At 66.2% G+C, this 25,048-nt stretch carries 25 protein-coding genes; 9 read left to right on the top strand and 16 right to left on the bottom strand.

Annotated features, from left to right (window positions below; all coding sequences use genetic code 11):
• Nucleotides 1-71 precede the first annotated feature (71 nt).
• Nucleotides 72-1,391 carry an ABC transporter permease gene (locus tag ACMZPQ_RS07910; RefSeq protein ID WP_197580234.1) on the top strand — a complete coding sequence of 440 codons (1,320 nt, stop codon included), beginning with the start codon at nt 72-74 and terminating at the stop codon, nt 1,389-1,391.
• Between the two features lie 11 nt (nt 1,392-1,402).
• Entirely contained in the window at nt 1,403-2,617 is a 1,215-nt protein-coding gene (locus ACMZPQ_RS07905; protein ID WP_197580159.1) for an FtsX-like permease family protein, read from the top strand.
• A 104-nt stretch (nt 2,618-2,721) separates the two neighbouring features.
• On the opposite strand, the gene ACMZPQ_RS07900 is transcribed toward ACMZPQ_RS07905, so the two are convergent.
• The 10 genes from ACMZPQ_RS07900 to ACMZPQ_RS07855 form a co-directional block, all read right to left on the bottom strand.
• Nucleotides 2,722-3,285, bottom strand: coding sequence for a fasciclin domain-containing protein (locus tag ACMZPQ_RS07900; protein ID WP_197580235.1), 564 nt, complete (start codon nt 3,283-3,285; stop codon nt 2,722-2,724).
• Nucleotides 3,286-3,366: 81 nt separating this feature from the next.
• Nucleotides 3,367-3,909, bottom strand: coding sequence for a lipocalin family protein (locus ACMZPQ_RS07895; RefSeq protein ID WP_197580160.1), 543 nt, complete (start codon nt 3,907-3,909; stop codon nt 3,367-3,369).
• 8 nt (nt 3,910-3,917) lie between these two features.
• Nucleotides 3,918-4,991 carry an SAM-dependent methyltransferase gene (locus ACMZPQ_RS07890; protein WP_197580161.1) on the bottom strand — a complete coding sequence of 358 codons (1,074 nt, stop codon included), beginning with the start codon at nt 4,989-4,991 and terminating at the stop codon, nt 3,918-3,920.
• Nucleotides 4,988-5,773, bottom strand: a complete 786-nt coding sequence (locus tag ACMZPQ_RS07885; protein ID WP_197580162.1) for a DUF1295 domain-containing protein — start codon at nt 5,771-5,773, stop codon at nt 4,988-4,990. The genes ACMZPQ_RS07890 and ACMZPQ_RS07885 overlap by 4 nt, the downstream gene beginning before the upstream one ends.
• Nucleotides 5,770-6,330, bottom strand: coding sequence for a DUF2878 domain-containing protein (locus ACMZPQ_RS07880; RefSeq protein WP_197580163.1), 561 nt, complete (start codon nt 6,328-6,330; stop codon nt 5,770-5,772). The genes ACMZPQ_RS07885 and ACMZPQ_RS07880 overlap by 4 nt, the downstream gene beginning before the upstream one ends.
• On the bottom strand, nt 6,320-7,579 hold the full coding sequence (locus ACMZPQ_RS07875; protein WP_197580164.1) for a class I SAM-dependent methyltransferase: 1,260 nt from the start codon (nt 7,577-7,579) through the stop codon (nt 6,320-6,322). The genes ACMZPQ_RS07880 and ACMZPQ_RS07875 overlap by 11 nt, the downstream gene beginning before the upstream one ends.
• The gene (locus ACMZPQ_RS07870) at nt 7,576-8,343 is read right to left on the bottom strand and encodes a DUF1365 family protein (RefSeq protein WP_197580165.1); all 768 of its coding nucleotides are present in this window, start codon (nt 8,341-8,343) and stop codon (nt 7,576-7,578) included. The genes ACMZPQ_RS07875 and ACMZPQ_RS07870 overlap by 4 nt, the downstream gene beginning before the upstream one ends.
• Complete coding sequence (locus ACMZPQ_RS07865; protein WP_197580166.1) at nt 8,340-9,617, bottom strand: FAD-dependent oxidoreductase; 1,278 nt, start codon at nt 9,615-9,617, stop codon at nt 8,340-8,342. Before ACMZPQ_RS07865 ends, ACMZPQ_RS07870 begins: the two co-directional genes overlap by 4 nt.
• Before the next feature lies 1 nt (nt 9,618).
• Entirely contained in the window at nt 9,619-10,569 is a 951-nt protein-coding gene (locus ACMZPQ_RS07860) for a fatty acid desaturase (RefSeq protein WP_197580167.1), read from the bottom strand.
• An 80-nt stretch (nt 10,570-10,649) separates the two neighbouring features.
• On the bottom strand, nt 10,650-11,420 hold the full coding sequence (locus ACMZPQ_RS07855) for a hypothetical protein (protein ID WP_197580168.1): 771 nt from the start codon (nt 11,418-11,420) through the stop codon (nt 10,650-10,652).
• Nucleotides 11,421-11,551: 131 nt separating this feature from the next.
• Between ACMZPQ_RS07855 and ACMZPQ_RS07850 the strand changes: the two genes are divergently transcribed.
• The 3 genes from ACMZPQ_RS07850 to ACMZPQ_RS07840 are packed head-to-tail and all read left to right on the top strand — an operon-like array spanning nt 11,552 to nt 13,549.
• Complete coding sequence (locus ACMZPQ_RS07850; protein WP_197580169.1) at nt 11,552-12,175, top strand: sigma-70 family RNA polymerase sigma factor; 624 nt, start codon at nt 11,552-11,554, stop codon at nt 12,173-12,175.
• Nucleotides 12,172-12,846, top strand: a complete 675-nt coding sequence (locus ACMZPQ_RS07845) for a ChrR family anti-sigma-E factor (RefSeq protein WP_197580170.1) — start codon at nt 12,172-12,174, stop codon at nt 12,844-12,846. The genes ACMZPQ_RS07850 and ACMZPQ_RS07845 overlap by 4 nt, the downstream gene beginning before the upstream one ends.
• 10 nt (nt 12,847-12,856) lie before the next feature.
• A complete protein-coding gene (locus ACMZPQ_RS07840) occupies nt 12,857-13,549 on the top strand; it encodes a Rossmann-fold NAD(P)-binding domain-containing protein (RefSeq protein ID WP_197580171.1) in 693 nt (230 codons plus the stop codon).
• A gap of 2 nt (nt 13,550-13,551) precedes the next feature.
• Here ACMZPQ_RS07840 and ACMZPQ_RS07835 read toward each other — a convergent pair whose 3' ends face one another.
• Genes ACMZPQ_RS07835 through ACMZPQ_RS07825 form a run of 3 tightly spaced genes read right to left on the bottom strand, consistent with a single transcriptional unit; the run spans nt 13,552 to nt 18,654 of the window.
• Nucleotides 13,552-15,960 (bottom strand): PAS domain-containing hybrid sensor histidine kinase/response regulator, encoded by a 2,409-nt coding sequence (locus ACMZPQ_RS07835; RefSeq protein ID WP_414485940.1) that lies wholly within the window; start codon nt 15,958-15,960, stop codon nt 13,552-13,554.
• Nucleotides 15,953-16,420, bottom strand: a complete 468-nt coding sequence (locus ACMZPQ_RS07830; RefSeq protein WP_197580173.1) for a response regulator — start codon at nt 16,418-16,420, stop codon at nt 15,953-15,955. The genes ACMZPQ_RS07835 and ACMZPQ_RS07830 overlap by 8 nt, the downstream gene beginning before the upstream one ends.
• Nucleotides 16,417-18,654: an ATP-binding protein gene (locus ACMZPQ_RS07825; RefSeq protein WP_414485939.1), complete on the bottom strand. Its 2,238-nt coding sequence runs from the start codon at nt 18,652-18,654 to the stop codon at nt 16,417-16,419. The genes ACMZPQ_RS07830 and ACMZPQ_RS07825 overlap by 4 nt, the downstream gene beginning before the upstream one ends.
• A 267-nt stretch (nt 18,655-18,921) precedes the next feature.
• Here ACMZPQ_RS07825 and ACMZPQ_RS07820 point away from each other — a divergent pair, with 267 nt between their 5' ends.
• Nucleotides 18,922-19,215: a hypothetical protein gene (locus tag ACMZPQ_RS07820; protein WP_008264777.1), complete on the top strand. Its 294-nt coding sequence runs from the start codon at nt 18,922-18,924 to the stop codon at nt 19,213-19,215.
• A gap of 16 nt (nt 19,216-19,231) precedes the next feature.
• On the opposite strand, the gene ACMZPQ_RS07815 is transcribed toward ACMZPQ_RS07820, so the two are convergent.
• Nucleotides 19,232-19,717, bottom strand: a complete 486-nt coding sequence (locus ACMZPQ_RS07815; RefSeq protein ID WP_197580174.1) for a tryptophan-rich sensory protein — start codon at nt 19,715-19,717, stop codon at nt 19,232-19,234.
• Between the two features lie 72 nt (nt 19,718-19,789).
• Nucleotides 19,790-21,985, bottom strand: a complete 2,196-nt coding sequence (locus tag ACMZPQ_RS07810; RefSeq protein ID WP_197580175.1) for an AsmA family protein — start codon at nt 21,983-21,985, stop codon at nt 19,790-19,792.
• A gap of 322 nt (nt 21,986-22,307) precedes the next feature.
• On the opposite strand from ACMZPQ_RS07810, the gene ACMZPQ_RS07805 reads away from it, so the two are divergent.
• The 3 genes from ACMZPQ_RS07805 to ACMZPQ_RS07795 all read left to right on the top strand — a co-directional run bounded on the left by ACMZPQ_RS07805 (nt 22,308) and on the right by ACMZPQ_RS07795 (nt 24,118).
• Nucleotides 22,308-22,724 (top strand): hypothetical protein, encoded by a 417-nt coding sequence (locus ACMZPQ_RS07805; RefSeq protein ID WP_197580176.1) that lies wholly within the window; start codon nt 22,308-22,310, stop codon nt 22,722-22,724.
• Nucleotides 22,725-22,802: 78 nt separating this feature from the next.
• Entirely contained in the window at nt 22,803-23,282 is a 480-nt protein-coding gene (locus ACMZPQ_RS07800; protein ID WP_197580236.1) for a GNAT family N-acetyltransferase, read from the top strand.
• A 62-nt stretch (nt 23,283-23,344) separates the two neighbouring features.
• Nucleotides 23,345-24,118 (top strand): hypothetical protein, encoded by a 774-nt coding sequence (locus tag ACMZPQ_RS07795; RefSeq protein ID WP_197580177.1) that lies wholly within the window; start codon nt 23,345-23,347, stop codon nt 24,116-24,118.
• Between the two features lie 46 nt (nt 24,119-24,164).
• Here ACMZPQ_RS07795 and ACMZPQ_RS07790 read toward each other — a convergent pair whose 3' ends face one another.
• On the bottom strand, nt 24,165-25,013 hold the full coding sequence (locus ACMZPQ_RS07790; protein ID WP_197580178.1) for a helix-turn-helix domain-containing protein: 849 nt from the start codon (nt 25,011-25,013) through the stop codon (nt 24,165-24,167).
• Nucleotides 25,014-25,048 lie beyond the last annotated feature (35 nt).

Below are 25,048 nucleotides of genomic sequence, written 5' to 3'. Positions count from 1 at the left end.
CGTTTAAACCTTTTGGGCATCCCCGGCATCGTATCTGCATGGAGCACGACGAATGCAGGGGAGCAACGTCCATGATCGGCTATTACCTGAAGTTGGCGCTGCACAATGCCAGACGCAACAAGGTCATCACCGGCCTGATGGTTCTGGCGGTTGCCGTGGGGATCGGCGCCAGCATGACCACGTTGACCGTTACCCACCTGCTTTCGGGCGATCCATTGCCCGGCAGGAGCGGCGAGATCTTCTACGCCCAGGTCGATGTCGACCCGGGGTCGAAGGGGCGCGAGCCACACGACGTCATGGACTACCGGACCGCGCATGACCTCTGGTCTGCCGGCCAGGCCGATCGGCAGACCATGGTGGTGGTCAATCCGGTGAAGCTGCGTTCTGATCGGGCGGGATCGGCGCCGCTGATGGGGTCATCGATCTCGACCACTGCGGATTTCTTCGCGATGTTCGCCACGCCGTTCCGCTATGGCCGGGCGTGGACGGCCGATGATGACCGGCGTCGGGGCCGGGTCGCAGTCATTTCCTCGCGGTTGAACGAGCGCCTGTTTGGCGGGCGTGACAGCACTGGCCAGACCCTGCAGGTCAAGGACACCCACGTACGGATCATCGGTGTACTGGACCAGTGGCGCCCGTCGCCGCTGTTCTACAAAGTCAGGGGTGGGCGCTTCTCCGGCGGAGAGACATCGGGTTTCTATGCTGCCGCCGATGACATCTTCCTGCCGATGTCCACCAGCCTGGACATCAATGAGGGGGACTTCCAGCCGTTCACCTGCTGGGCCATGCCGGACACGCCTGGCAGGCTGCAGAACGCGCCCTGCGTCGCGGTCGGCGTGTGGGTGCAACTGGGCAGCCCGGAAAAGGTGGCCGCGTATCGTCGCTACCTGGCCAACTATGCGGCCGAGCAGCAGCGCCTGGGCCGGATCCGGCACGCGGACAACACCCGGCTGCGCCCGCTGATGGAGTGGCTGGACTTCAACCAGGTGGTGCCCAGCGACGTGAAGGTGCAGGCAGTGATGTCATTTGCCTTCCTGCTGGTGTGCCTGGCCAATGTGGTCGGGCTGTTGCTGGCCCGCTTCATGCGGCATGGTGGCGAGATCGGCCTGCGGCGTGCGCTCGGTGCCAGTCGGCGCTCGGTGTTCATGCAGTGCCTGCTGGACGCCGGCGTGATCGGCGTGGCAGGCGGCGTTGGTGGGTTGCTGCTCACCTTGCTGGGCCTGTGGCTGGTCCGCTCGCAACCGGTGGCCTATGCCGACCTGATCCATCTGGACATGAGCATGTTCATGGCCACCTTTGGTCTTTCCCTGCTGGCGAGCCTGGTGGCGGGTGCGATCCCTGCCTACCGCGCGAGCGCGATCCAGCCCGTGGCACAACTGAAACTGCTGTAACGGAGAGCACGATGCAAGCTGGACTGATCATCGCCGCCCTGCGCAAGCACCGGCTGGCGACCCTGTTGATCGCGATGGAGATCGCACTGGCCTGCGCCGTGCTCTGCAACGCCGTCTTCATGCTGATGGAGAAGGGCCGGAGCATGGGCCTGGACAGTGGTGTCGACGAATCGTCACTGGGCATCGTGCAGCTCTCCGGCTTCGACCCGGAGACGGCGAACGACCTCAATGCGCGGGTGAGCGGCGCGCTGCGGTCGATTCCGGGGGTGACGTCGGTCGGCATCATCAGTGCCGTTCCCTTCGGCGAGCCAGGCGTGCGGGCGGGCGTCAACATCGACGAGGCACGGAAGGTGTTCGGGGGCGTGCTGGATTTCTACCTGGGCGATGAGGCCGCCATCCAGGCGCTGGATCTGACGCTGCTGGCCGGGCGCCTGCCCGAAGCCGGTGAGTACGCGCCGGTCGAGCAGTTCGTGCCTGCCAACGCGCCGATCCTGGTGACGCGCCAGCTTGCAGAGCACTACTGGCCCGGGGAATCAGCGGTCGGTCGCAGCCTGTGGTCGATGGACAGCCGCTTCACGGTCATCGGCGTGGTCGAGCATCTTGCGGTGTCGCAGCCGGGTGGCGGGGAGGCCCTGGGCAACGACTGGTCGGTACTGATGCCGGCCAAGCCCGGCCCGCATCTGGCCGGCCGCTATCTGGTGCGGGCGTCCCCGCAGGATCTGCCGCGGGTGTTCAGCAGCGCGCAGCAGGCGATCGCCGCCGTCGCGCCGGATGTGGTGTTCGACCAGGCTGCCAGCCGGACCTTGCCCGAGCTGCGGGCGGACTATTTCCAGAGCGCAAGGGTGATGATGATGTTGCTGGTCGGTGTGATCGCCGCCCTTCTCGGGGCTACCGCACTGGGTATTGTTGGACTGGCCAGCTATTGGGTGGAACAGCGCCGCAAGCAGATCGGCATCCGTCGTGCGCTGGGTGCCACCCGTACCAATATCCTGCGCTACTTCCAGATGGAGAATTTCCTCATCGTGAGCCTGGGCATCGTGATCGGGTTGGTATTGGCCTACGGGCTCAACCTGGCGTTGATGCGGTTCTACGAGCTGCCGCGCCTGCCGTTGGTGTACCTGCCGCTCAGCGCACTTACCCTGTGGTTGCTGGGGCAGGGCGCGGTGCTGGTGCCGGCACTGAAGGCTTCTGCAATTGCACCGATGCAGGCGATCCGTTCGATCTAGCGGCTGCTTTGCTGCGGGCGAAGACCTGGCGGGTGTTCACCGGGGGTGTCGTCGGCCCCATCGCAACGGGCACTCCTCGGAATGCCCGTTACGCGACCTGCCCGTTACTTGGGCATCAACACGGTATCGATGACGTGGATCACGCCGTTGGACTGGCCGACATCGGCGATGCTGATGGAGGCCTTGCCGCCCTTGGCGTCAACAACCCACAGTTTGCCGTCGCGCAGCACCACGCTGAGGGGCTCGCCCTGGACGGTCTTGAGCGTGGCCTTGCCGCCATGCTTCTTGGCATCGGACATCAGCCAGGCGGCGCTGTAATTGCCGGGCACCACGTGGTAGGTCAGGATCTTGGTCAGCTGCGCCTTGTTCTCGGGCTTGACCAGCGTCTCGACGGTTCCTGCCGGCAGCTTGTTGAACGCTGCGTTGGTCGGCGCAAACACGGTGAAGGGGCCGGCACCGTTGAGGGTGTCCACCAGGCCTGCGGCCTTGACCGCCGCCACCAGGGTGGTGTGATCCTTCGAGTTCATCGCGTTTTCAACGATGGTCCGGGTGGGGTACATCTCTGCGCCACCGACCATCACGGTGTTGGCGGCAAAACTGGTGACACTGGCTGAGCCGAGTACGGCGAAACTGACTGCGACGGCAATGCGCTGAAGGGTGTTCATGATGCATTCCTCGACGGGAGGCCTGCAGGTTGCAGGCACTTATGCATACGTGCTGAGGGCCGGGTTGGATGCAGTGCAGGGTACTCACGGTGTGCTTCGAACGGACTGCGGGACACGCCGCAGTTTGCTTACGTCGTAGCCCATCGCCGCAATGCGCTGCTCTGCCTGCTGATAGTCCGCTTCGGAGACCTGTGGCGTGCGTGCCATGTACCACACATAGTCGCGCTTGCTGCGCGCCACGATGGTCTGGCCGTAGTCATCGGCCAGCCAGGCGATGATGTACTCGGCCTGGATCGGCCAGATGAACTGCATGCCCCACACCGCGCCGTTGCCTTCCTTTTCGACCCGGCCGATGGGATGCATCGACTTCTGTGGCGCGTCGAAGCTGCCCTTGCGATAGGTGAAAGTGGTCTGGATGCGCCCATCCGGCCTCAGCGCGTAGCTTTCGACTGCGTCGAACGCCTCGCGCTCGGGACGCGAGGGAATGTGGGCGATCACATACCAGTCGCCCATGAAACGCGGCACGTCCACCGATGGCGGGCGTGGCAGGGAGCGTGTGTCATTGGAGCTGCAGCCGCTGCCGAACAGGCCGACCGCCAGCAGGGGGAGCAACGAGAACATGCGCATGTCACACCTCAGCGGGGACGGAACAGGTAATGGGCCACCAGCCATTGCTGGCCGCCGTCGTAGCCGAACAGTTCGGCGCAGGCCATCCAGAACATCCGCCAGCGCTGCCACCAGATCCGTGCGGCCGCTTCGCCGTAGGTGGCAACCAGCACCGGCATCACGCGGTCGCGGGCGGCATCCTGGTTGGCCAGCCAATGATCAGCGGTGCGCTGGTAGTGGGTGCCGTCGATCAGCCAGCGTTGCTCCAGCTGCAGGTCGTGCTGGAAGTGCAGCAGGGTGTCGGCAGCGGGCATCAGGCCCCCGGTGAAGAAATGGCGGCCCATCCAGTTGTCGCCGCCGTCGGTCTCGAACGGATACATCAGCGTGCGGTGCGCGAAAATATGCACGAACAGCGCGCCGTCCGGCTTCAGCCACTGCGCGATGCGCGCGAGCAGGCGCTGGTAGTTGCGCACGTGTTCGAACATTTCCACCGAGACACAGCGGTCGAACTGCGCGTGCGGCAATTCCAGCTGGTTGACGTCGCGGGTGAGCACTTCGACGTTGTGCAGCCCACGCGACGCACACTGCGCCATGATGTGCTGGCGCTGGCTGTTCGAGTTGGACACGGCGGTGATCCGCGCATGCGGATAGTGCTCGGCCATCCACAGGGTGAGCGAGCCCCAACCGCAGCCCAGCTCAAGAATGTGCTGGCCATCGGCCAGCCCGGCACGCTCGCCGTACAGGGCCAGCATCGCGTCCTCGGCTTGATCCAGGGTTTCGCGGCCGGTCGGGTAGTAGCAGCTGCTGTATTTCAGCTGCCTGCCCAGGCAAGCCTGGAAGAAGGCAGCGGGCACCTCGTAGTGCTGGCGGTTGGCGGCATCGGTATGCAGCGCCAGCGGGCTGTCGGCCAGTTCGGCGATGCGGCGGGTGAAGCGGGCAGACTGGGCCTCGATACCGCCTTCGGTCTCGTCATGCAGGCGCTGCGCGCACAGGCGCCGGATGCCGGCGCGCAAGGCGGCATCCGGAACCCAGCCGCGCTCAGCCCAGGCGATCAGGCCGCTCTCACCCGCTTCAGTGGGGTTCTGTGACGGGATCGCGTTCATGCAGTGTGCTCCTTGGAAGACCGGGGGAACCAGGGGAAGAACATCGGGGTCGTGCGCTGATACTCGCGGTAGTCATCGCCGCGACTGCGCACAGCCTGCTTTTCGGTGAACGGAATGCCGCTGAGATAGCGCAGGAACACGTACATCAGCAGCGGGCCGGACCAGGCCAGCCACCACAGCGGCGAGCCGACCGCCAGCAGCACGTAGCTGAACCAGTGCAGCCATTCGAAGAAATAGTTGGGATGCCGCGAGTAGCGCCACAGCCCCTCGCGGCAGGTCCGGCCCTTGTTGGCCGGGTTGGCGCGGAAGCGGGCCAACTGGCGGTCGGCCAGCGCCTCGCCGCCCATGCTGAGAAGCCACACGACGGTGGCGGCAGCGATCCAGATCGCCGCGTCGGAGCGCGGATTGGTGGCGACAGCGACGAAGGGCAGGGCGAACAGCACCACCAGCAGCGCCTGTGCCATGAAGAATCCAAAGATCTTGCCCTGGTGCCCCTGCCAGTGGTCGCGCAGATAGCGGTAGCGCCCGTCCTCATTTTCATGGCGAACGCGATGCCACAGATGCAACGCCAGCCGGCTGCCCCACAGGCCGCCGAGCACACCCAGCGCAATGCGGGACATCACCGCGCCATCGCCCAGCAGCGCCAGCAGCAGTGCCGAAGCGCCGACCCCTTTGGCCCAGAGCACGTCCACGACGCCGATGTTGGCGTGGCGGCGCTGCCAGGCCCAGCCCCAGCTCATCACCAGTACGGCATACAACAGGACCCACAGCAGGTTGTTCATGGCGATGCTCCGGCGAGAGGCGGCGGGGTGGTGCTGCGCACACCGCGTCGGGCTGCCCAGCACAGCAGCGAAAGCGCAATGCTCCAGCCGATGCCGAGCAGGAGCAGCCCCTTCCACGCGGGTGCGGCGAACTGCACCGCGCCAAAGCCGCGCGCTGCGGAAAGATAGGCAAGCGGCGCCAGCAACAGGCCGAAGAGGAGCGGCAGTGCGGCGTGGCGCTGCAGGAAGCGCATCGAGGTGGTCAAGGTCATCGCGAACGCGGCCCACAGCGCCATGATCCACGGCGGCGGTGCCCAGCCGAGCAATGCTGCGTCGTAGTGCACGGTGCCACTGGCGGCGGCACTGGCATCGACCAGCCAGGCACAACCCAGCGCCAGCGTCAGCAGCCGAAGGTCCAACCGGGGATGCGGCGAGGTCAGCAGCTGGCTCCCGATGTACAGCGACGCCGCCAGCAGCGCGGGCCATTGCCGGCCACGGCTGGCCCCGGCCACTGCACAGAGCCAGACCAACTGGTTGCCGAGCAGGTTGACCCAGAAGCGTGGCCGGTCAGTGCGCATCTGAGTCGGCGCCTGCGGGGCGATGATCGGGGCGTGCCAGCAGCAGGTGCGACACGCCGATCGAGCGCTCCAGGAAGCCGCCCTCGCAATAGGCCAGGTAGAACTCCCACAGGCGGCAGAAGCGCGCGTCGAAGCCCTGTGCCTGCACCTCCGGCAGATGCGCCAGGAAGCGCTGGCGCCAGGCGCGCAGGGTGAGGGCATAGGAATGGCCGAAGTCGCGCTGCGCAATCAGCTGCAGGTCGCTGGCCCGCGTCTTCGCTGCCATGATCGCGCTGATGGAGGGAATGAAGCTGCCCGGGAACACATAGCGCTTGATGTAGTCGACGCTGCGCCTGGCCTGTTCGTAGCGGTGGTCCTCGATGGTGATAGCCTGCAGCAGGGCCACGCCGTCGGGCTTCAGCAGGCGCTGCAGCGTCGCCATGTACGTATCCAGGAACTCGGCGCCGATGGCCTCGATCATCTCGATCGACACCAGCTTGTCGAACTGGCCCTGCAGGTCGCGGTAGTCCTGCATCAGCAGGGTGACGCGGTCCTGCAGGCCGGCCGCCTGCACGCGCTCGGCGGCCAGCGCATGCTGTTCTGCGGAGATGGTGGTGGTGGTCACATGGCAGCCATAGTGGCGCGCCGCATGAACCGCAAAGCCGCCCCAGCCCGTGCCGATCTCCACCACCTTGTCGCCAGGCTTCAGCTGCAACTGATGGCAGATGCGGTCGAGCTTGCGCCGCGATGCGGACTCCAGCGATTCGCCCTCATCGGCGAACAGCGCCGACGAATACATCAGGTCCGCGGAGAGAAAGAGGGCGAAGAAGTCGTTGCCCAGGTCATAGTGTGCGGCGATGTTGCGCCGGCTGCCCTCGCGGCTGTTGCGGCGCAAGCGGTTCCAGCCGCGCAGCAGCCAGCCGCCAACGCGTGCCGGGCCGGTCTCCATGCCGTCAAGCAGGTGCCGGTTGCGCACCAGCAGCCGTACCAGCGCCACCAGGTCGTCACACCGCCAGTCGCCGTGGATGTAGCTTTCGCCTGCACCGACGCTGCCTTGTGCAGCGACTTTGCGATAGAACGCGGGGTCGTCGATGGTGACCGTGACGTGCAGTGTGCCGCTGTCCGGGCCCAGCCAGACTTCACCGAGCGCATCGCGCACGCACAGCCGGCCTTCACGTAGTGGCGCCAACTGGGCCAGCAGGCGGCGGCGCAGGAATGCATCCAGGGCGCCCGGTTGCGGCAGGGCCACCGAGGGAGTCATCGGGTTCATCGCGGCTTCTCGGCAAGGGAGGGGTGGTCATACACGGGGTTGCGCTTCAGCCACAGTCGCAGCGCATGCCAGTGGATGGCGGCCACGACCTGGGTCGTCATCAGCGGGTAGCAGGCCAGTACCCGGGCCAGTCCACGGGCGTCCAGCGGGCGGCGGTGCAGGGCCTGGGTGGCATCGAACTGGCGCTGGCCATCCCGCCAGACCTGCATGTGCACGCGCAGGTGCTGATCCGGGCGGTTGAAGCGCCAGTCATAGCGGCAATCCATCGCCATGAATGGCGATACGTGAAAGCGCTTGTCGAACTGCCAGCGCAGTCCGCCGCCTTCGCGCATGGCCGTGGCGACCGGCAGCACATAGGCGTGGTGTTCTTTCCAGGGCGTGTTGGTGATGTCGGCCACGATGCACGCCAGGGTGCTGCCGTCGGCCTGGTAGCAGTAGTAGAAACTGACCGGGTTGAAGACATGACCGGCATAACGCAGGTGGGTCAGCAGCCGCACCGGTCCATCCGGCCGGTAACCGAGTGTGCTGGCCGCATGGTCACGCACTGCATCGGCCAGCGGCTGTGCAGGGTCGCCGAAGTAGTCGCTTCGGCGGAATTCGGCCAGGTTGCAGCGGTTGACAGACCACAGCCAGCGGCCGGCGAACGCGCTGTCCAGTTCGTCCAGATCCAGCAGCAGCTGCGCGACGGGGTAGCGGAACGCGTGCGGATGCGGATGATGGCGGCGATGGATCACCTGGCCGAAGTAGAGGGCACTGGCGCTCATGCGGCCACCCCGCCCAACGGTGGGGCCTGGCGGCTGAAGGTGCTGGTCTGCAGGGCATCGACCACGCGGCGGGCGCTGCGGATGCCGTCCTCGTGGAAGCCCCATCCCCAATAGGCGCCTGCGAACCAGGTGTGGTGCTGCCCCTGCAGCTCGGCCCAACGATGCTGTGCGCGCACCGCGGCGTGGTCGTGCACGGGGTGCGCATAATGCAGCGTGCGCAGCACCGTGCGCGGGTCGATGGCGGCACTGCGATTGAGGGTGACCACCAGCGGAGTGTTTCCCGGCAAGCCCTGCAGCAGATTCATGCAGTAGCTGACCGTGCACGGCGCTGCCGGGTCGAGCGGAACATGCGCGTTCCAGGCAGCCCACGCCTTGCGGTTGCGCGGTAGCAAGGATGCGTCGGTGTGCAGTACCGCTTCGTTGGACTGATAGCGGATTGCGCCCAGCACCTCGCGTTCAGCCGGGGTGGCATCGGCCAGCAGGGCCAAGGCCTGGTCGCTGTGGCAGGCCAGGATCACTTCGTCGAACGCTTCCACGCCGGCCGCACTGCTCACGCGCGTGCCCCATGGCGTGCGTTCGACCGCATGGACCGGGCATTGCAGGCGCTCCTGCACCCGCCAGCGGCGCCGCAGCGCATCGACATAGCGCGCAGATCCGCCGGTCACCACGCGCCAGGGCGAGCGTCCAGTCATCTGCAGCATCTGATGGTTGGCCATGAACTGGGCCAGGTAGCGCGCAGGAAACGCCTGCACGGTGGCCGTGGGCGAAGACCAGAGCGCCGAGGCCATCGGCAGCAGGTGCTCTTCGATGAAGGCCTGGCCATAGCGCTGGCTGCGCAGGTACTGGCCCAAGGTCGGACCCTGCTCCTCGGCCAACAGCAAGGGCGCGTCCCGATAGAACCGGCGCAGGTCGGCCAGCATGCCCCAGAAGCGCGGCGACACCAGGTTGCGCCGCTGGCAGAACAGGCCGTCCAGCGAGGTGGCGTTGTACTCCACACCGCTGCGCTCGCTGTGCATCGAGAAGCTCATCGTGGTGGGCTGGGAGGCCACGCCCAGCTCGTCGAACAGCGCCGTCAACAGGGGGTAGTGCATGGCGTTGAAGACGATGAAGCCGGTGTCCACGGCCATGTCCAGGCCATCCACCTGGACATCGTGGGTATGGGTGTGACCACCCAGATAGTCGTTGGCCTCGAACAGGGTGACGTCGTGCTGGCCGTCCAGCCACCAGGCGCTGGCCAGTCCTGCGATGCCCGAACCGATGATCGCGATGCGCATGTCAGTATTTCGCCTTGGCCAGCACCCACTCGGGGATGGGCTTGAGTGCCTTCACCAGGCCGAGCGCGGCCATCACGCGCAGCCCATACCAGGTGAGATCGATCTCCCACCAGCGGAACCCTTGGCGAACCGTGCCGGGGAAGAAATGGTGATTGTTGTGCCAGCCTTCGCCGAAGGTCAGCAGCGCCAGCCAGAGGTTGTTGCGGCTGTCGTCGCGCGTGTCGAACCGGCGGCGGCCGAAGCGGTGGGCCAGCGAGTTGATGGTCACCGTGGCATGGAACAGGACCACGGTGGAAACAAAGAAGCCCCATACCAGCATCTGCGCGCCGGTGGTGTGCAGGCCCGGCGCCCAGCGCTCCAGCGCGGCGCCCAGTGCGTACAGGGATGCGGCCAGCAGCACGGGCACCGCGGTATCGAAGCGATCCAGCCAGCGCAGTTCCGGGAAGCGGGCCAGGTCCGGGACCCGTGAGAGATCAGTGGCAAAGGCCTCCCGGGTGAGGAACCAGCCCATGTGGCTGCGCCAGAATCCGCCTTCGCGCGGTGAGTGCGGATCCAGTGGCTGGTCGGCATGCCGATGGTGATGGCGATGGTGCGCGGCCCACCACAGCGGGCCGCGCTGTACGCTGGCAGCGCCGATGACCGCGAATGCGAACTGCACCGGCCGCGACGCCTGGAAGGTGCGATGCGAGAAGTAGCGGTGGTAGAACGCGGTGATCGCGAACATGCGCACGGCGTAGAGCGCAGCCGCCACGATCACCGCAGTCCACGAGATCCCGACCCAGATCACCGCGACGCAAGCCAGGTGCATCAGCGCAAACGGCACGGCCCGCACCCAGTCGATACGGCCGCGCTGCGTGCCGGCCGCTTCGGATGCGCCACCGGTGTCGACCCAGCGTTGCAGCGAGCGCAGCAGGCGCCAGCGACGGCGGGGGAGGGGCGCGGCAGAGGCCATGACGGTTCCCAGCAGGAGATGTGTATCTATTTACGCAGAAGGGTGTGCAATGGATGCATACAGGGCAGACGATTTCTCCTTCACCCGGAAGTCACGGTGCAACGTTCGACCAGCGGTTGCGCCTGCGCCTGTTGCCATTCGCTGGTTGGACGCGCTGCAGGGGGCGAGCGGAAGCGCACTGTCACCTGCGGATAAGCGCCGCGGGCATCACGCAGGTTGCTGGTGCCGGCGAACTCCAGCAGGCGCCGGTCGGCCGAGGCATAGACCAGGCGCAGGCGGGGTGCCAGGCCGCCATACCAGGTGTCGAGGCTGACCTCGATCGACTGCGCATCGATGCCTTGCCAGCGAAGCGGACCGGTGCGCTGGACTTCCACGGGATAGAAGCGCTGCCGGCCCGGCACCAAGAAGGGCAGCGCGATGCGCTCGCCGCGCATCAGTGCGGGCCAGTGCAGGCGTACCGCGGCGTCGAAGCCGGTATCGATCACCGCCTCCGGCGGCAGAACAAGGCTGCGCTGCAGTGTCGAGGTGGCGGCCGCCTCCTTCCACTCGATCAGCACCTTGCCGCTGGCGGGCTCTACCCGCGCCGCCTGCCCGCTGCGCCGGTCCTCCAGCGAATAGCCCGGTGCCTGTGGACGAGCGGGGCTGGCCGGCAGGTGCTTGCGGGCGAAGGGGCGTCCGTCCGGGCACTGGTACAGCACCCAGCGTTCGGCGCCCTCGGCTGCGTCGCGCTGCCAATGCACCTCACGATAGAGCGTCTGCCCCTGCGCGGAGGTGGCAATGCCCTCGGTGCGTAGCCAAGGGGCCGCCAACGCGGCATGGGGCAGGCAGAGCAGCAGCCAGGCAGTACGCATGGCATTCATCCGGATGAGGGTCACAGGGCATACGGCGCAGGCGGTCGCTTGGATGCAGCCGGTTGCCTGCATCCAATTGCTGCCGCCGCGCGTACAGAGGACAGACCTTCACCTGCCCGCCGCGAACGCAGATGTACCCTTACGCCGCCAGCACTCCCCTCCGCTTGGATAGCGCACGCACCGTGTCCAGCCCCCAACAGCCCAGCAGTGAGCCGAAGAACTGGGCCGGTGACATGGACGGTGTCGCGCGCCTGCGCGACCGTGATTGTTTCATGCGCATCTACGACCACTTCATGCCGCGGCTGTGTGTCTACCTGCGCGGCCTGGGCGCGCCCGAGGCGGTGGCCGAGGAACTGGCGCAGGAATGCCTGCTGCGACTGTGGCTGCGGGCAGCCGACTACGATGCTGCGCAGAGTGCGCTGAGTACCTGGCTGTACCGGATCGCCCGCAACCTGCATATTGATCGGGTGCGGCGCGAGCGCAGCTGGCTGCAGGTGCAGGCGGCGGTAGAGGATGCGGCAACCATGGATGTGGTCGAGCGCAGCAGCGCCGAGCAGTTTGCCGACCAGGCGAGGTTGCGGCAACGTATCAACGAGCTGCCTGCCGTGCAGGCGCGACTGGTGCGGATGTCCTATTTCGAAGCCAAGAGCCACAGTGAGATTGCCGAGGCGCTGGGCATGCCGCTGGGCACGGTCAAATCGCATCTGCGGCGCGCCTTCCTGCAACTGCAGTCGAAAGTGGGTGGTGCGCTGTGAATCCGCACCACCATCTGCACGAGTCCACGCTGATGAGCTATGCCGCCGGTGCACTGCCGGCGCCGTTGAGCATCGTGGCCGGCACCCATCTTGAACACTGCCCACATTGTCGGCAGCGCCTGCGTGAGGCCGAAGCCATCGGCGCGATGTTGCTGGAGCAGACCCAGCCTGCGGCAAACGATGCGCGCCGCGAGCAGCTGCGCGAAGCGATGCTGATGCAGCTGGCGACGGAGACGGAAACCGCTCTCCCCTCCGCTGCGCGGCCGCTGTTGCAGGAGCGACCGGGGGCGAATCCGGACCACCTCCCGGCGTCGTTGCATCCGTATTTCGGCAGCACCTTGAGTGGCCTGCGCTGGCGCTGGATGGCGCCGGGCGTGCACTGCATCCGCGCCGAACAGATGCCGTCGCTGATCATGCTGAAGATCGCGCCGGGCAAGTGCCTGCCGATGCACAGCCACGGACGCAGTGAGCTGACCCAGATCCTGCGCGGTTCGTACAACGACGCGCTGGGCCTGTTCGCGCCAGGCGATGTGGCGGACCTGGATGAGGAGGTGGAGCACCAGCCGGTCACCGCACCGGGCGTGCCGTGCATCTGCGTGTCCGCGCTGGATGCGCCGCTGGTGTTCAGTGGCTGGCTGGCGCGGAAGATCCAGCGCTTCGTGAAGCTTTAGGGGGAACACAATGGCGGCTGCCGGTGCATTGCGGGTTCTGTTGACCGGCGCTACCGGGTTGGTAGGGCAGGGCGTGGCACTGGCCTGCCAGCGCTCGCGCCAAGTGGCTGGGCTGACCGCACTGGTCCGGCATCCGGGCAGCCTCCGCGGTGCCGGCGGCGAACTGATCGTGCCGGAGTTCCTGCAGATCCAAGTGCGGCAGGATGAACTGGCGGGATTCGATGCCTGCTTCTATTGTGCCGGTGCGCCACCGCTAGGTACCGCCGAGGCCGAGTACCGTCGCGTTACGCTGGACACCACGCTTGCCGTTGCCCGGGCGTGGGCAGCGGCCAATCCGCAGGGGTGCTTCCTGTATGTGTCCGGTGCAGGCGCAGATGCGGGTAGCCGGCTGATGCCGCTGCGCATCAAGGGCGAAACCGAGCTGGCACTGCAGGCATTGCCGGTTCGTACGGTGATGTTGCGCCCGGGTGGCGTGCGCCCGGTGGAGGGCACCGGCACCCGCCACGGCCTGCTGAAGCCGTTGTACTGGGGCGGGGCGCCGCTGATGAAACTGGCCGGCGCGATCGCGCCCTCGCTGGTGACCAGCAATCTGGCGCTGGGCCACGCAATGATCGCGCTGGCCGGCCGGGAGCATCCGCCGGCCACGGTCGAGTGCGCGGACATCAACCGGATCGCGGCGGGAGTGCGCGATCCGGCCCCTTGATCTCAGTGCAGCGCGGCTTCAAGCGCGGTGCGCACCGCCTGCGCCAGATCACTGCGGGTGAACGGCTTGGGCAGCAACGCGGCCACGCGGCCCTGGCTGCCGACCGCATCGTGGTCACGCGGGTAGCCCGAGGTGAACAACACCGCGACGTCCGGCCAGCGTTCGCGCACTTCGCGCACCAGCTCCCAGCCCGACATGCCGGGCATCACCACGTCGGAGAACAGCAGGTCCACCGTGGTGTCAGGGCGCTCCAGCAGGCGCAGGGCCGAAGGGCCGTCGTGCGCTTCCAGTACGCGGTAGCCCAGCATGCGCAGCGCGTCCACGGTATGGGCACGGACATCGTCGTTGTCCTCGGCCACCAGGATGGTCTCTTCGCGCGGCGAATAGCCGGCCAGCCCGGTCTGCGGTGCCGTTCCCTCACAGGGCAGGGCCAGCGTCGAGCGCGGGAACATCATGGTGATGCTGGTGCCACCGCCCTCCACCGAATCGATCAGCACATGCCCTCCGGACTGCTTGACGAAGCCGTGCACCATCGACAGGCCCAGGCCGGTGCCCCGGCCCACCTGCTTGGTGGTGAAGAAGGGCTCGAATACCCGCGCCAGCGTGGCCGCGTCCATGCCGTGGCCGTTGTCGCGGACCCGCAGCATCACGTACTCGCCCGGCGCTGCATCAGGGAACAGGGTCGCGTAGTCGTGGTCGAGATGGCTGTTGTCCACTTCGATGACCAGCCGACCGCCGTGCGGCATGGCGTCGCGGGCATTGACGGCCAGATTGAGCACGGAGGCCTCCAGCTGGCTGACGTCGATCTCGATGCACCAGATGTCCTCGGCGACGCGGATGTCCAGCTGCACCAGTTCGCCCAGTGCACGCTGCAGCATGTCATGCATGTCATGCATGTCCAGCAGGCGGTCGTTGAGGTTGGCGGCCTGGCTGTGCAAGGGCTGGCGGCGGGCGAACGCCAGCAGGCGCTGGGTCAGGCTGGCGGCGCGGCCGACGCCCTTGAGGGCATTGTCCAGCGCACGGCCCACCATCGCCCCGGGTTCGCCAGCACGCTCGCTGAGCAGCATGGCGTGCTCGACGTTGCCGGAGATCACGGTGAGGATGTTGTTGAAATCGTGGGCGATGCCGCCGGTGAGCTGGCCCACCGCCTCGATCTTCTGTGACTGCCGCAGCGCGTGCTCGGCCTGCAGACGGGCGGTGGTTTCCACCGCCTCCGAAACCACGGCGGTGACCGCGCCCTCGGCATCCAGCAGCGGGCGGAACGAGAAATCGAAGCTGCGCCGGCCGGTCGGCAACTCCAGGTCGAGCGCATGCAGCGAACTGTGCCCCTTGGCGGCATCGGCAACGGCCCGGTCAACGGTCGCGCCGACGTCATCGGTGCCGGCGAACCAGGGCGACTGCCCGAAACGCAGGCCCATCACTTCGGGCTTGTCGGCCAGCACCGCGGCCAACGAGGCGATGTTGGCATCCACCACCTGGCCCGCGAGGTCCAGCAGCACCTGGTGCTGGAAACTGGATTCGAAGATCGCCTGCAGCCGTCGCTTGCTGGCCCGCAGTTCGGTGGTGCGGGCCTGCACCTGCCGTTCAAGCAACTGGTTGTCCTCGCGCAGCGCCAGTTCGGCCTGCTTCAACCCGGAGACGTCGCTGCCCAGGCAGATGTAGCCCACCACCTCCCCGTCGGCGCCGCGTTCGGGCACGCAGTCCATCTGCACGAAGCGCGACTCGCCACTGCGGTGCGCCAGCTCCACCTGGAAGCTGCTGCGCTCGCCCTGCAGCACCCGCTGCAGGCTGGGCAGGGCATGCTCAAACGCGGAAATGCCGCTGACATCACGCGCGCTACGGCCCAGCAGTTCGGCCAAGCTGATGCCGTGCCAGTCCAGGAATGCCTTGTTGGCAAAGCGGTAGCGGTGTTCCTTGTCGAGCTGGGCGATCAGCGCCGGCACGGCATCGGTCACCTGCTGCAACTGGGCCTGGCTGTCATTCAGCGCGGCCTGTGCATCGGCCAGCTGGGTGCGTTCGCGGGCTTCCTGCTGTGCCCGCCGGATGGCATCCGGCAAGCGCTGCAGCCGCTGCTTGACCACGTAGTCACGTGCGCCGCGGGTCAGCGCCTGCACTGCCAGTTCTTCGGTAAGCGTGCCGGAGACGAAGATGAAGGGGGTGTGCGGAATCCGCTCGCGTGCGAGCGCGAGCGCCGCGTCGCCATCGAAGCCTGGCAGCACGTGGTCGGCCAGGATCACGTCGAACCCGCGGTGGTCGATCGCCTCGATGAATGCGTTGCGGGACCACACCCGCTCGACCTCGAAATCCAAGCCGGCCCGTTGCAGTTGTGCGGTGATCAGCTCCGCGTCAAGCGCACTGTCCTCCAGCATGAGGATGCGCAGGCGCTCGCTGCGGCGCGATCCATCATGCATTGTGCTGCCCCGATCCATTGGGACGATGGGGCGGCGGCTGATTGGTGATGCCCCAGAACATGCCCAGCCCCTGGATGGCATCGAAGAATTCCTTGAAATCGACCGGCTTGACCACGAAAGCATTCACGCCCAGTTCGTAGCTGCGCACCAGATCCTGCTCTTCGCGCGAGGAGGTCAGCATCACCACCGGCGTACTGCTCAGCTGCGGGTCTCCGCGCACCTGCTCCAGCACCTCCAGGCCGTTCACCTTGGGCAGCTTCAGGTCCAGCAGCACCACCACCGGGCCACCGTGGTTGGCGCCGGCGAACTTGCCTTCGCAGCGCAGGTAGTCCAGCGCTTCGGCGCCGTCGCGTACATGGATGACATCGTTCAGCAGCTGGCAGCGCGACAGCGCAGCCAGTGTCAGCTCGGCATCCTTGGGGCTGTCCTCGACGAGGAGGATCGGCCGCAGGTCCCTCATGGGTGATCTCCTGTGGAACGGGGTAAGGTGAAGTGGATCGTGGCGCCCTTGCCAGGCTCACCCTCGGCCCAGGTCCTGCCGCCGTGGCGGCTGACGATACGGCGTACATTGGCCAGGCCGATGCCTGTGCCTTCGAATTCCTCGACGTGATGCAGGCGCTGGAACACGCCGAACAGCTTGTCGACATAACGCATGTCGAAGCCGCAGCCGTTGTCGCGCACGAAGAAGTGGTCCTCCTCCTCGCTGCGCTCATGGCCGACCTCGATCACCGCGTGCTCGCGCTCGCGGGTGAACTTGACCGCGTTGGAGAGCAGGTTCTGCCAGACCAGGCGCATCATCGTCGGATCGGCGTCCACCTCCGGCAGCGGCGCCAGCGTCCACTGTACGTCGCGGCCGGCGTAGTCCAGCGCCAGGCTCCTGCGCACGTCCTCGGCAAGCACCGCCATGTCCAACCGCGCCCGGCCAAGCGTGGAGCGCCCCATCTGCGAGAAGCTCAGCAGATCGTCCACCAGCGTACCAGCCGATTTGGCCGATTCCACGATGGTGTCGAGGAAGCGGCGTTCGGTGTCGTTGAGGCGTTCACCGGCCGAGCTGCCCAACAGCTCCGAATAGCCGACGATGTGGCGGAAGGGCGCGCGCAGGTCATGGCTGACCGAGTACGAGAAGGCTTCCAGCTCCTTGTTGCTGCGCATCAGTTGTTCGTTCAGCTCGGCCATTTCCTCGGCCTTGCGCAGCACGATGTCGACGATGGCGGTGCGCATCTCGTGCGCGGCATCGCGGTCGGCGTCATTCCACGGCAGGCTGCGCTGCTGCACGGTTTCCTTCCACGCCTCGAAGGAGCTGCGCGGCGACAGCACCACGTCCGGTGCGGCGGTCTTGCGTGGGTCGCCGCCCCAGCGCACGGTGCGCACCACCTCGGGGCGGAACCACATCAGGTAGCTGTCGTGCAGCTGCGAGATGGACACCGCCAGCACGCCGCTGGCCACGTCGGCCAGGCGTACCCCGGCCGACCAGTCACCGGCCAGGTGGTCGGTGCAGTACGTTTCCTGCCCGGCCTGTTGTGCGGCCAGCCAGTCGGCCAGGGCCAGCACGTCGGTCGCGGGCGGGCACAGGCCCACGCGCATGCAGTCGCCCTTGTGCACGATGGCCGCGCCGGCCGCGCCGGTCAGCGACAGCAGGCTGGTCTCGTCGTGGCGCAGGGCGGCCATGAAGTCCTCGTCGCCGGCCATGCGGGCCAGCAGCTTGACCAGCACCGAGCGCCGCGCCACGCGCTCTTCAATGGCACGCGCACGTTCCTTCAGGGCAATCTGCAGTGACAGGATCTGGCCCATGAACTCGCACGCAGTGCGCACGTGGTAGGGCAGGCGGCGCGGGTCCACCGTGTGGCACGACACCAGGCCCCACAGCTGGCCCTCATGCACCAGCGACACCGACATCGATGCCCCGGTGCCCATGTTGCGCATGTACTGCATGTGGACCGGCGAAACGCTGCGCAGTACCGCCAGGCTGAGGTCGGTGGGCGGCGCGTCGCGATGGTCCTCGGCGCGCATCAGGGGCGCCGCGGTGTAGTTGTTGTCTGCGATCAGCCGTACCCGGTTGCGCCGATACAGTTCGCGGGCCTGGGCCGGAATGTCCGACTCGGGAAAGCGCAGGTCCAGGTAGGACGGCAACAGGCCGTTGCCATCCTCGGCCACCACGATGCCGTTCCAGCCCGCATCGAACTGGTAGACCAGGGTGCGATCGAAGCCGGTGAGCCGGCGCATGTGCTCGGCGGCCAGCTGGCACAGGTCCTCCACCGTCGAGGCCGACTCGATGGCGGTCATCAGCTCGCGGATGGCCGGGTAGAGCTCCTCCAGCGAGCCCGGCTGGCCGGGAACTGGCGACTCCAGTTCGACCAGCAGGTCGGTGGCGGAGCGGTGCACCAACAATTGATGCCGGCCGTGGCCATCCAGGTGCACGGCGCCGACGTGGGCGCTGCTGCCAACCGCGGCCTGCTGGAACAACGCCTCGAACGGCGCCAGCACGCCGCCCAGTACTTCGCTGACGTGCTGCATCAGCGGCTCGCCGAACTGTTGGAGCAGCCTGGGTTGGCTGATCGCGCGCTCACGCACCCGCAGTGACTGCGGTTCCAGTACCAGAAGCACACCGTACGGCTGGATTGCGCCCGGCGTATGAATCGGTTCGCGTGCACAACGGGACAGCGCAGCGTCGTGCTTGGACTCAACGGAAGGCATCAAAGGCGGCACTCATGATTCATGGATGACGGGAACATCCCGGACGGGGACATCCCAGCACTGCATCCGCTATTCCGTGATGGTGAAGCAAAAGCGTGCATTCGCATACCACTTCGTGAGTGTGAAGGGCGTTTCATTGAAAACTGAACTCTTCACTTTCGCCGGTTGGCGACCGCTTGCGTGTTTCGCAGAAGGTACATGTGCGCTGCACGCTCGCTGCACACCGGGTTGCCTACGGTAGGCCAACCTCCTTGAGCCACCACGACCGTGAACCTGCAGACCCTGCCTCCCATGCCGTACCGCATGCTGCCCGACAGCTGCCAGTTTGAACTGCTGGATGTGGATGCGCTGCAGGACCCGGCCAGTGGCCGCCTGCTGCACCTATACTCGCTGGTCGCCCGCTGCCTGTCGTGCGAAACGGTGTTCAAGGCCGAGGAAGGGCAGGGACTGGTCAGCCACTCCGCATCGCGGGTGGTGCGTTGCCCTGCCGGCTGCGGCCAACAGGCATTCAAGCCGTCACTGTTGCGTGCCTGGCAGCCGCAGGTGGCCGCACAGGCGTGAGGGGGCTGATGGGTGCTCACAGTATCCCAGGGTTGGCACGCCACACGGCGAAATTGAGCGCCGAGGCGAACGAGATCCAGGCAAGGTAGGGCAGCAATAGCATTGCGGCGCCACGCTGGATGCGCAGGAAGGCGAGGATCGTCGCGCACACCAGCACGATCAGCACAAGAATGTCAGCAAAGGCGAGTGCGCCCAGTTTCCAGCCGAAGAACAGCCAACTCCACAAGGCGTTGACCGCGAGCTGCACTAGATAGAGTGTCAGCGCTGGTCGCGCACCGCGCCAACCGCGCTCCCGCCAGACCAGCCAGGCCGCAACCGCCATCATCGCGTAGAGCAGGGTCCAGACCGGCCCAAATACACTGGCAGGCGGTGCCCAGGCCGGCAGGGTAAGGCTGGCGTAGAAGCTGGCAGCGGAAGCGGAGGCCCACGCGCCCAATGCGGCCGCCGCAAAGGTGACTGCGAACCATCCCAGAAGACCCAGTGCCTGTGAACTCCGCTTCATTGCGTACAACTCCATGATGCTTATGCCCCCTCATACGAACGAAGGCGGCAAATGGATGCAGGCCGGCTGCGATCAGTCTGAAGTGCTCGTGGCGTTCCCGTCTTGGCCTGAAGGCAGCAGGGAAGGGCGCTGGTCGAACCACTCGCGCGCCTTGGCCAGATGCCACTGGCGCTGGTCGCCATCGAGCTCGATGCCAGCACCCAGCAGCCCCCAGCGCAGATACAGATCGCCACGCTTGCGCTGCTCCAGCAGATCCAGGCGTGCTCGCACCGAGAGGCGATCATTCTCGGCCTGCAGGCCGTCGATGATCAGGTGGCCCGGCCGCCAGCGCAGCCTGGCCTGCGCATCGACCTGCCCGGAATCCAGCAGCGACAGGGTCCAGCGCGGGTAGTCGGTGCGCGTGGCGAACACCGCCAGCAGGGGGCGGGCATCGCTCAGGGTCAGGTCGGTGGTGGCGTCCACCTGGAATGGGGATTGCGCGTCGATGCGACCCCGCTTGAACGCAGCACGGCCTTTCCATGCCGTGCTGGACGCGGTGCCAGCCACCTGCACATTGCGCAGTTCGACGGCGGTGCCGGACAGGTCGAAGTGGCGCTGGTTGAAATCGCCGCGGCGCAGGGTTGCGTTCACGTCCACATCGCCGCCCATGTCCAGGCCTGCCACCTTGGCGCTGGCGTTGCGACCCAGCAGGCGGGCCGTGCCATGGCCAACGCGGCCATCGGTGTCGAGCGTGGCATCGCCACTGAGGCTGCCGGTGCCACGCAACAGCCGCAGCTGCGACGAGCCCAGGTAGCGGTTGTAGGCGGCCAGGTCCGGAATGGTGGCTTCGCTGAAACGCAACCGGGCGCGTACACCCTTGCGCAGTTCCTGCAGGCGGCCGTCGCCGGTCAGGTCCACGGCCAGGTCGCGACCGTCGAACAGGCGCACGTCCTTGGCATCGCTGGGGCGTGCACTGAAGCTTGGCAGCCGGATCGCCAGCTGCGCCTGATTGGGCGTGCCGGCCTTCAATTCGCCATGCGCACTGGCGGTGCCGGCCAGGCGCACGCCGGCGACTTCGGCCACGGCGGCCGCCGAAGGAATGTCCACGGTGCTGCCTTCGATCAGCTCGCCATGGCGCAGGCGCAGGTCGACCTTCAGCGTGCCGCCGCCATCCAGCTGCAGCCACGGCTTGCGCACGAACAGGGCAGGGATCCAGTTGAGCGACGTAAAGGTCCATTCGCCGCGCACGGTGCCGGAACTGCGCTCCAGCAGCTGGGCCGGCGCCTGGAACGGGATGTCGCGCCCGGTGATGTGGATGTCCGCATCGACTTCGCTGCCCGAGCCCGGCTTAGGCGGCAGGCGCGCCTGCAGGCGCAGGTCCTTGGCCACGTTGAGCTGCAGCGCGAGCAGGCCACGATCGGGCGCGCCATCGCCCAGATAGAGCGGAACCTGCCAGAGCGCACGGTCGCCGGGTTGCAGCTGCCCGTCGATCAGGTGGGCGGCCAGCTGCAGGCGGCCGGGCACCGGCGCGCTGGAAATGCGCGGCTGCTGCGCATCGGTATCCATGCGCAGGCCCTGGCTGCGTGCATCCACGTCCAGCTGTGCATGCAGGATCTTCAGCTTGGCCAGCCCCGGCGCCTGGTCCCGGTAGTGGCGCGGATAGCTGAAGCGCGCGGTCAGGTTCATGTCGCCCAGCAGCTGCACGCCGTCGAAGCTGGTGTCCGCATCGCGGAACGAGACCTCGGAATCGAACAGCTCGGACGGGCCGCCGCGCAGCTGCTTGAGAAAGCCGACCGTGCCCCGGCCCTTGCCGATGATCAACAGCTTGCCGAGACGTACGCTGCGAATGCTGTCGCTGTGGATCGCATCGAAACGCAGGGTCCAGCCCTGATCGCTACGGGGAGGGGGCGGGATGGCATCCTCGACGCGGCTGATTTCGGCGGAGACCCCGGTGGCCTGCAGCCGGGGCACCCGCACCTCCCGCTTGAACAGGGGAAACACCGCCAATCGAGCGCTGGCGCGCTCGGCGTGCAGCACGTAGACGGTGTGGTTCACGTGTCCGCGCATGTGCACGTTCCAGGCAATGACGTGGCCCGGCAGCAGCGTGATGGCAGGGCCGGTGGTCATCACGAACTTGTGCGGCTTGCGGTTGGTGACCTGGTCGAACAGCGGCGTGTTGAGGAAGATGTTGCCCGCCAGCAGGTAGAGCGCGTAGATGCCCAGCAGGATGTAGCCAGCGATGCGCCATCGGCGTGGCAGGGGAAATACGGGCGCGGGAGGGAGGGGCATGTACCGCTCGAACGACAGGAGGCACTTGCACTATTGCGGACATTGGTGGGGTGTAGCGTGAAACGCGGCTCAATTCCGCCAGCGTGCGTGTCGACATCCTACTGCGTATGTGTGTCCATCTGCGCCGCCCGGGGCATCGCATCTGATGAAGTTGTCTGAACTGGCGCAGCCATCGGGAGCAATTGCGACCTGACCAAGACCGGGAGCGGCATGCTGCAGTCTCCTCCCAAGTTATGGTTATCATCTTGAATCATCACGGAGAATAGGGACGTGCAGTGGGAATGACAAAGGACGTTTGGACCGCAGCTGCGTTTTTCCTGCGATGAATACCAAGTTCGCCAATCTTGCAATCATTCTTGGGGGCGGTACGGTGATGTCCCCTATAGCCCTGCACGCTCTGGGCTCAGAGGCTTCTCCTCCGTCCATAGGCTTTGTTGCCTTAATATTCGCATTTGTATCTGTTGGAGGATTACTTATATTTCTGTGGGACACTCATGCGAAGGGGGAGGCCTGGGCCAGGCCATCTTTATCTGTTTCCTTGTTTGGCGCGGGAAAGCAAGCGCAAAGCCAGTTCATTAGCGGGCTTTCATTGTGCTGGCTTGGAGTCCTCTGCATGCTACTAGGTGGGCGCGGCGTACGGATCGAGTGGGTGGGCGCCCTTCCTCTGCTGATCGGCCTCGGGTTGCTGTCGTCCGTAGCCGCGGCGAGATGGCTGTTCCCGCATCAATTTTTAGATTGAGGGTATGAAACCCTTCTTCTGGACTGCATTCTGGTAGTGTCCTTGCCGGCAATCGCGCCAGATTTCAGTGGGAGCGGCATGGAGATCCGAGTTGCCAAGCAGAGCGACTTCGACGCCATGTGGGCCATCTTCAGGGCCGCCATTGCGACCGAGGATGCGCTGCCGTTCGCCGGCACCTTCGAGGCCGGCACCTTCCGGAGCCACTGGTTCGGGCTGCAGCCGGCTAATGTGGCAGTTCTGGAAGGCCGCGTAGTCGGAATGTACAAGATGGGCGCCAACTTCCCCGATCTGGGCGCACACGTGGCCAGCGCCACCTACGTGGTCGACCCGACAGTGCAGGGGCGCGGCATTGGGCGGGCGCTGGTGGAGCACAGCCTGGATCGGGCGCGGACGGAAGGCTTCCTGGCCATGCAGTTCAACTACGTGGTCAGTACCAACACGCCGGCCGTCGCGCTGTACCGGAAGCTGGGGTTTGCGGTGGCTGGAACGCTACCGGAGGCATTCCGGCATCGAACGCTGGTGCTGGTGGACGTGTTTGTGATGCACCGGTTTCTGTAGCGGCCTGGAGTAGGGCGAGCGTGATCTGGCGAACATCCTGCGTCTTTGCATTCTGCTCTTTCATGAGCGCCTGCGCCTTGCAGCCAAAGAGCATCCCGCCGCAGGTCTCATCCGCAGGTTACACATCGGTCAGCTCGACCCTTCTGGCAGGCTGGATCTACCTGCGCAGTGAGAGCTATCTACCTGGATCGAATCTTGCGTCCGGCACCCCTGAGATCAAGGTATGCGAGTCTGTCACACGCAGGATCCAACTTGAGATCTACCCGGGCGTCGAGCCAGATGTTGAAAGAACCTGCCGGAACATAGACGCCTCCGCCACCGAAGCGGAGCGATGGTTCCCCAAGCGCAGCATCCGCTATTCGGTCATCATCGTGCCTGAAGGGCAATCCATTTCCGTGAGCAGGTGGAGCTTTGGCTATCGATCAGCGCATCTTGCGTTGGCTGCGCCGGCATTCAGTAACCGGGAGAGACGAGAGGGCAATCTTGTTGATCTGGTGGCGCATGAGACCTTTCATATACTCGGTCGCATTGACGGGGATGCCCGTGGGCAGGATGAGTACTATGCCTACTACGCGGGCTTGTGCGCTCAGCTCGCCGTTCTTGGGGCGATTCCCGAATCCGCGTTGCCAGGAGCGCCACTTCAAGGGGGCGTGGATGAACCAACGCGGGCATCTTCGGATTCCGCGTATCGGGTGAGGCGTGAAGCCTTGCTGCTGTCCCGCGATGGTTCCATCAAGGCAGGTGAAGATGGCGGCAGAGCACTCGCTCTGCGCTGCATCGCGTTGCAGAAGGTGACAGCGCGGCCAGATTTCAATCGGGGCCCGAACGGATCGTAACGGTTCGTCCGCCGCCCTGGCTGAAGGGCTTGGTAGAGCAGGGGGCTCACGGCGTGCGATCGGCACTGGTTCCGCGTACAAACGCCGCCGCCAACTGCAACGCATCGCTGCTGCCGCGATCGCTGCGCAGTGCATGGGCCAGTCGGCCGGGCGTGACGCCGGTCCAGTGCAGCAGCTCATGCGTGGCATGGGCCTGGTCGCTGTAACCATGGCGCGCGGCGGCCGAGGCGATGCTGGCCGCTTCGCCATCCAATGTGCGCAACAGCGCCTGCAGTCGGCGGACACGGGCGTACTCTTTGGGCGTCATGCCTACAGCGGCCAGAAAGCGCGTCTGCAGGGCGCGCAACGAAATGCCAACCCGGCGTGCCAGTTCGGCGATACGCAGGTCGCCCTCGATGGCATCCAGCGCCGCAACCGCCTGCTCGACGCGCTCATCCAGGGCGAAGCTGGTGCAACGCTCGCGCAGGATCTGCCAGAGCGGCTCGGGCGAGCCGCTTGCCGCACTGGCGCGGGCGGCCGTGCTGAACACTTCGGCAAAGGCAGCATCCAGTGTGTAAAGGTCCGGCGCCTGGTCGCGAAGCCCGGGCAGCCGAGGGCCAGCAACCAGAGCGCTCGCTGCGGGCTGCAGCCGCACCCCGATGCAGAACACCGCGCCGATGGCCTGCAGGCGGATCGGACCACATTGCTGAGCCGCAAAACAGAACGGCAGATCGGAACGGATCCGGCCATCGGCCCCATGCAGATGCAGCGGCACGCCAAGCTCGGCAATCAGCTCGCAACGGCCATCCGGGTAGATGACCTGCACGTCATTCCCGGGCGCCTCGTCCCGCAGCCACCACAGGCATTGGACATGCCGGCGCAGCTCGTCGGGGGCAGGGTGCTCGAAGTAGTCCATGCGGCATCGGACGCCATCCTGCGCGTTTTTACAAG

Origin of the sequence: Stenotrophomonas maltophilia, from assembly GCF_047497515.2 — a bacterium.
Lineage (GTDB): Bacteria > Pseudomonadota > Gammaproteobacteria > Xanthomonadales > Xanthomonadaceae > Stenotrophomonas.
Note: the sequence above shows the minus strand (reverse complement) of the source record. Positions and strands in the feature narration are given on the sequence as shown.

Bases quoted from the DNA above. Each gene is read 5' to 3' on its own strand.
- ACMZPQ_RS07800 (WP_197580236.1), top strand. From the start codon at position 22,803: ATGGAGATCCGAGTTGCCAAGCAGAGCGACTTCGACGCCATGTGGGCC.
- ACMZPQ_RS07865 (WP_197580166.1), bottom strand. From the start codon at position 9,617: ATGCGCATCGCGATCATCGGTTCGGGCATCGCAGGACTGGCCAGCGCC.
- ACMZPQ_RS07855 (WP_197580168.1), bottom strand. From the start codon at position 11,420: ATGCGTACTGCCTGGCTGCTGCTCTGCCTGCCCCATGCCGCGTTGGCG.
- ACMZPQ_RS07810 (WP_197580175.1), bottom strand. From the start codon at position 21,985: ATGCCCCTCCCTCCCGCGCCCGTATTTCCCCTGCCACGCCGATGGCGC.
- ACMZPQ_RS07840 (WP_197580171.1), top strand. From the start codon at position 12,857: ATGGCGGCTGCCGGTGCATTGCGGGTTCTGTTGACCGGCGCTACCGGG.
- ACMZPQ_RS07905 (WP_197580159.1), top strand. From the start codon at position 1,403: ATGCAAGCTGGACTGATCATCGCCGCCCTGCGCAAGCACCGGCTGGCG.
- ACMZPQ_RS07890 (WP_197580161.1), bottom strand. From the start codon at position 4,991: ATGAACGCGATCCCGTCACAGAACCCCACTGAAGCGGGTGAGAGCGGC.
- ACMZPQ_RS07825 (WP_414485939.1), bottom strand. From the start codon at position 18,654: ATGCCTTCCGTTGAGTCCAAGCACGACGCTGCGCTGTCCCGTTGTGCA.
- ACMZPQ_RS07875 (WP_197580164.1), bottom strand. From the start codon at position 7,579: ATGAACCCGATGACTCCCTCGGTGGCCCTGCCGCAACCGGGCGCCCTG.
- ACMZPQ_RS07860 (WP_197580167.1), bottom strand. From the start codon at position 10,569: ATGGCCTCTGCCGCGCCCCTCCCCCGCCGTCGCTGGCGCCTGCTGCGC.
- ACMZPQ_RS07830 (WP_197580173.1), bottom strand. From the start codon at position 16,420: ATGAGGGACCTGCGGCCGATCCTCCTCGTCGAGGACAGCCCCAAGGAT.
- ACMZPQ_RS07805 (WP_197580176.1), top strand. From the start codon at position 22,308: ATGAATACCAAGTTCGCCAATCTTGCAATCATTCTTGGGGGCGGTACG.
- ACMZPQ_RS07885 (WP_197580162.1), bottom strand. From the start codon at position 5,773: ATGAACAACCTGCTGTGGGTCCTGTTGTATGCCGTACTGGTGATGAGC.
- ACMZPQ_RS07795 (WP_197580177.1), top strand. From the start codon at position 23,345: ATGAGCGCCTGCGCCTTGCAGCCAAAGAGCATCCCGCCGCAGGTCTCA.
- ACMZPQ_RS07895 (WP_197580160.1), bottom strand. From the start codon at position 3,909: ATGCGCATGTTCTCGTTGCTCCCCCTGCTGGCGGTCGGCCTGTTCGGC.
- ACMZPQ_RS07850 (WP_197580169.1), top strand. From the start codon at position 11,552: ATGTACCCTTACGCCGCCAGCACTCCCCTCCGCTTGGATAGCGCACGC.
- ACMZPQ_RS07870 (WP_197580165.1), bottom strand. From the start codon at position 8,343: ATGAGCGCCAGTGCCCTCTACTTCGGCCAGGTGATCCATCGCCGCCAT.
- ACMZPQ_RS07835 (WP_414485940.1), bottom strand. From the start codon at position 15,960: ATGCATGATGGATCGCGCCGCAGCGAGCGCCTGCGCATCCTCATGCTG.
- ACMZPQ_RS07880 (WP_197580163.1), bottom strand. From the start codon at position 6,330: ATGCGCACTGACCGGCCACGCTTCTGGGTCAACCTGCTCGGCAACCAG.
- ACMZPQ_RS07815 (WP_197580174.1), bottom strand. From the start codon at position 19,717: ATGAAGCGGAGTTCACAGGCACTGGGTCTTCTGGGATGGTTCGCAGTC.
- ACMZPQ_RS07910 (WP_197580234.1), top strand. From the start codon at position 72: ATGATCGGCTATTACCTGAAGTTGGCGCTGCACAATGCCAGACGCAAC.
- ACMZPQ_RS07790 (WP_197580178.1), bottom strand. From the start codon at position 25,013: ATGGACTACTTCGAGCACCCTGCCCCCGACGAGCTGCGCCGGCATGTC.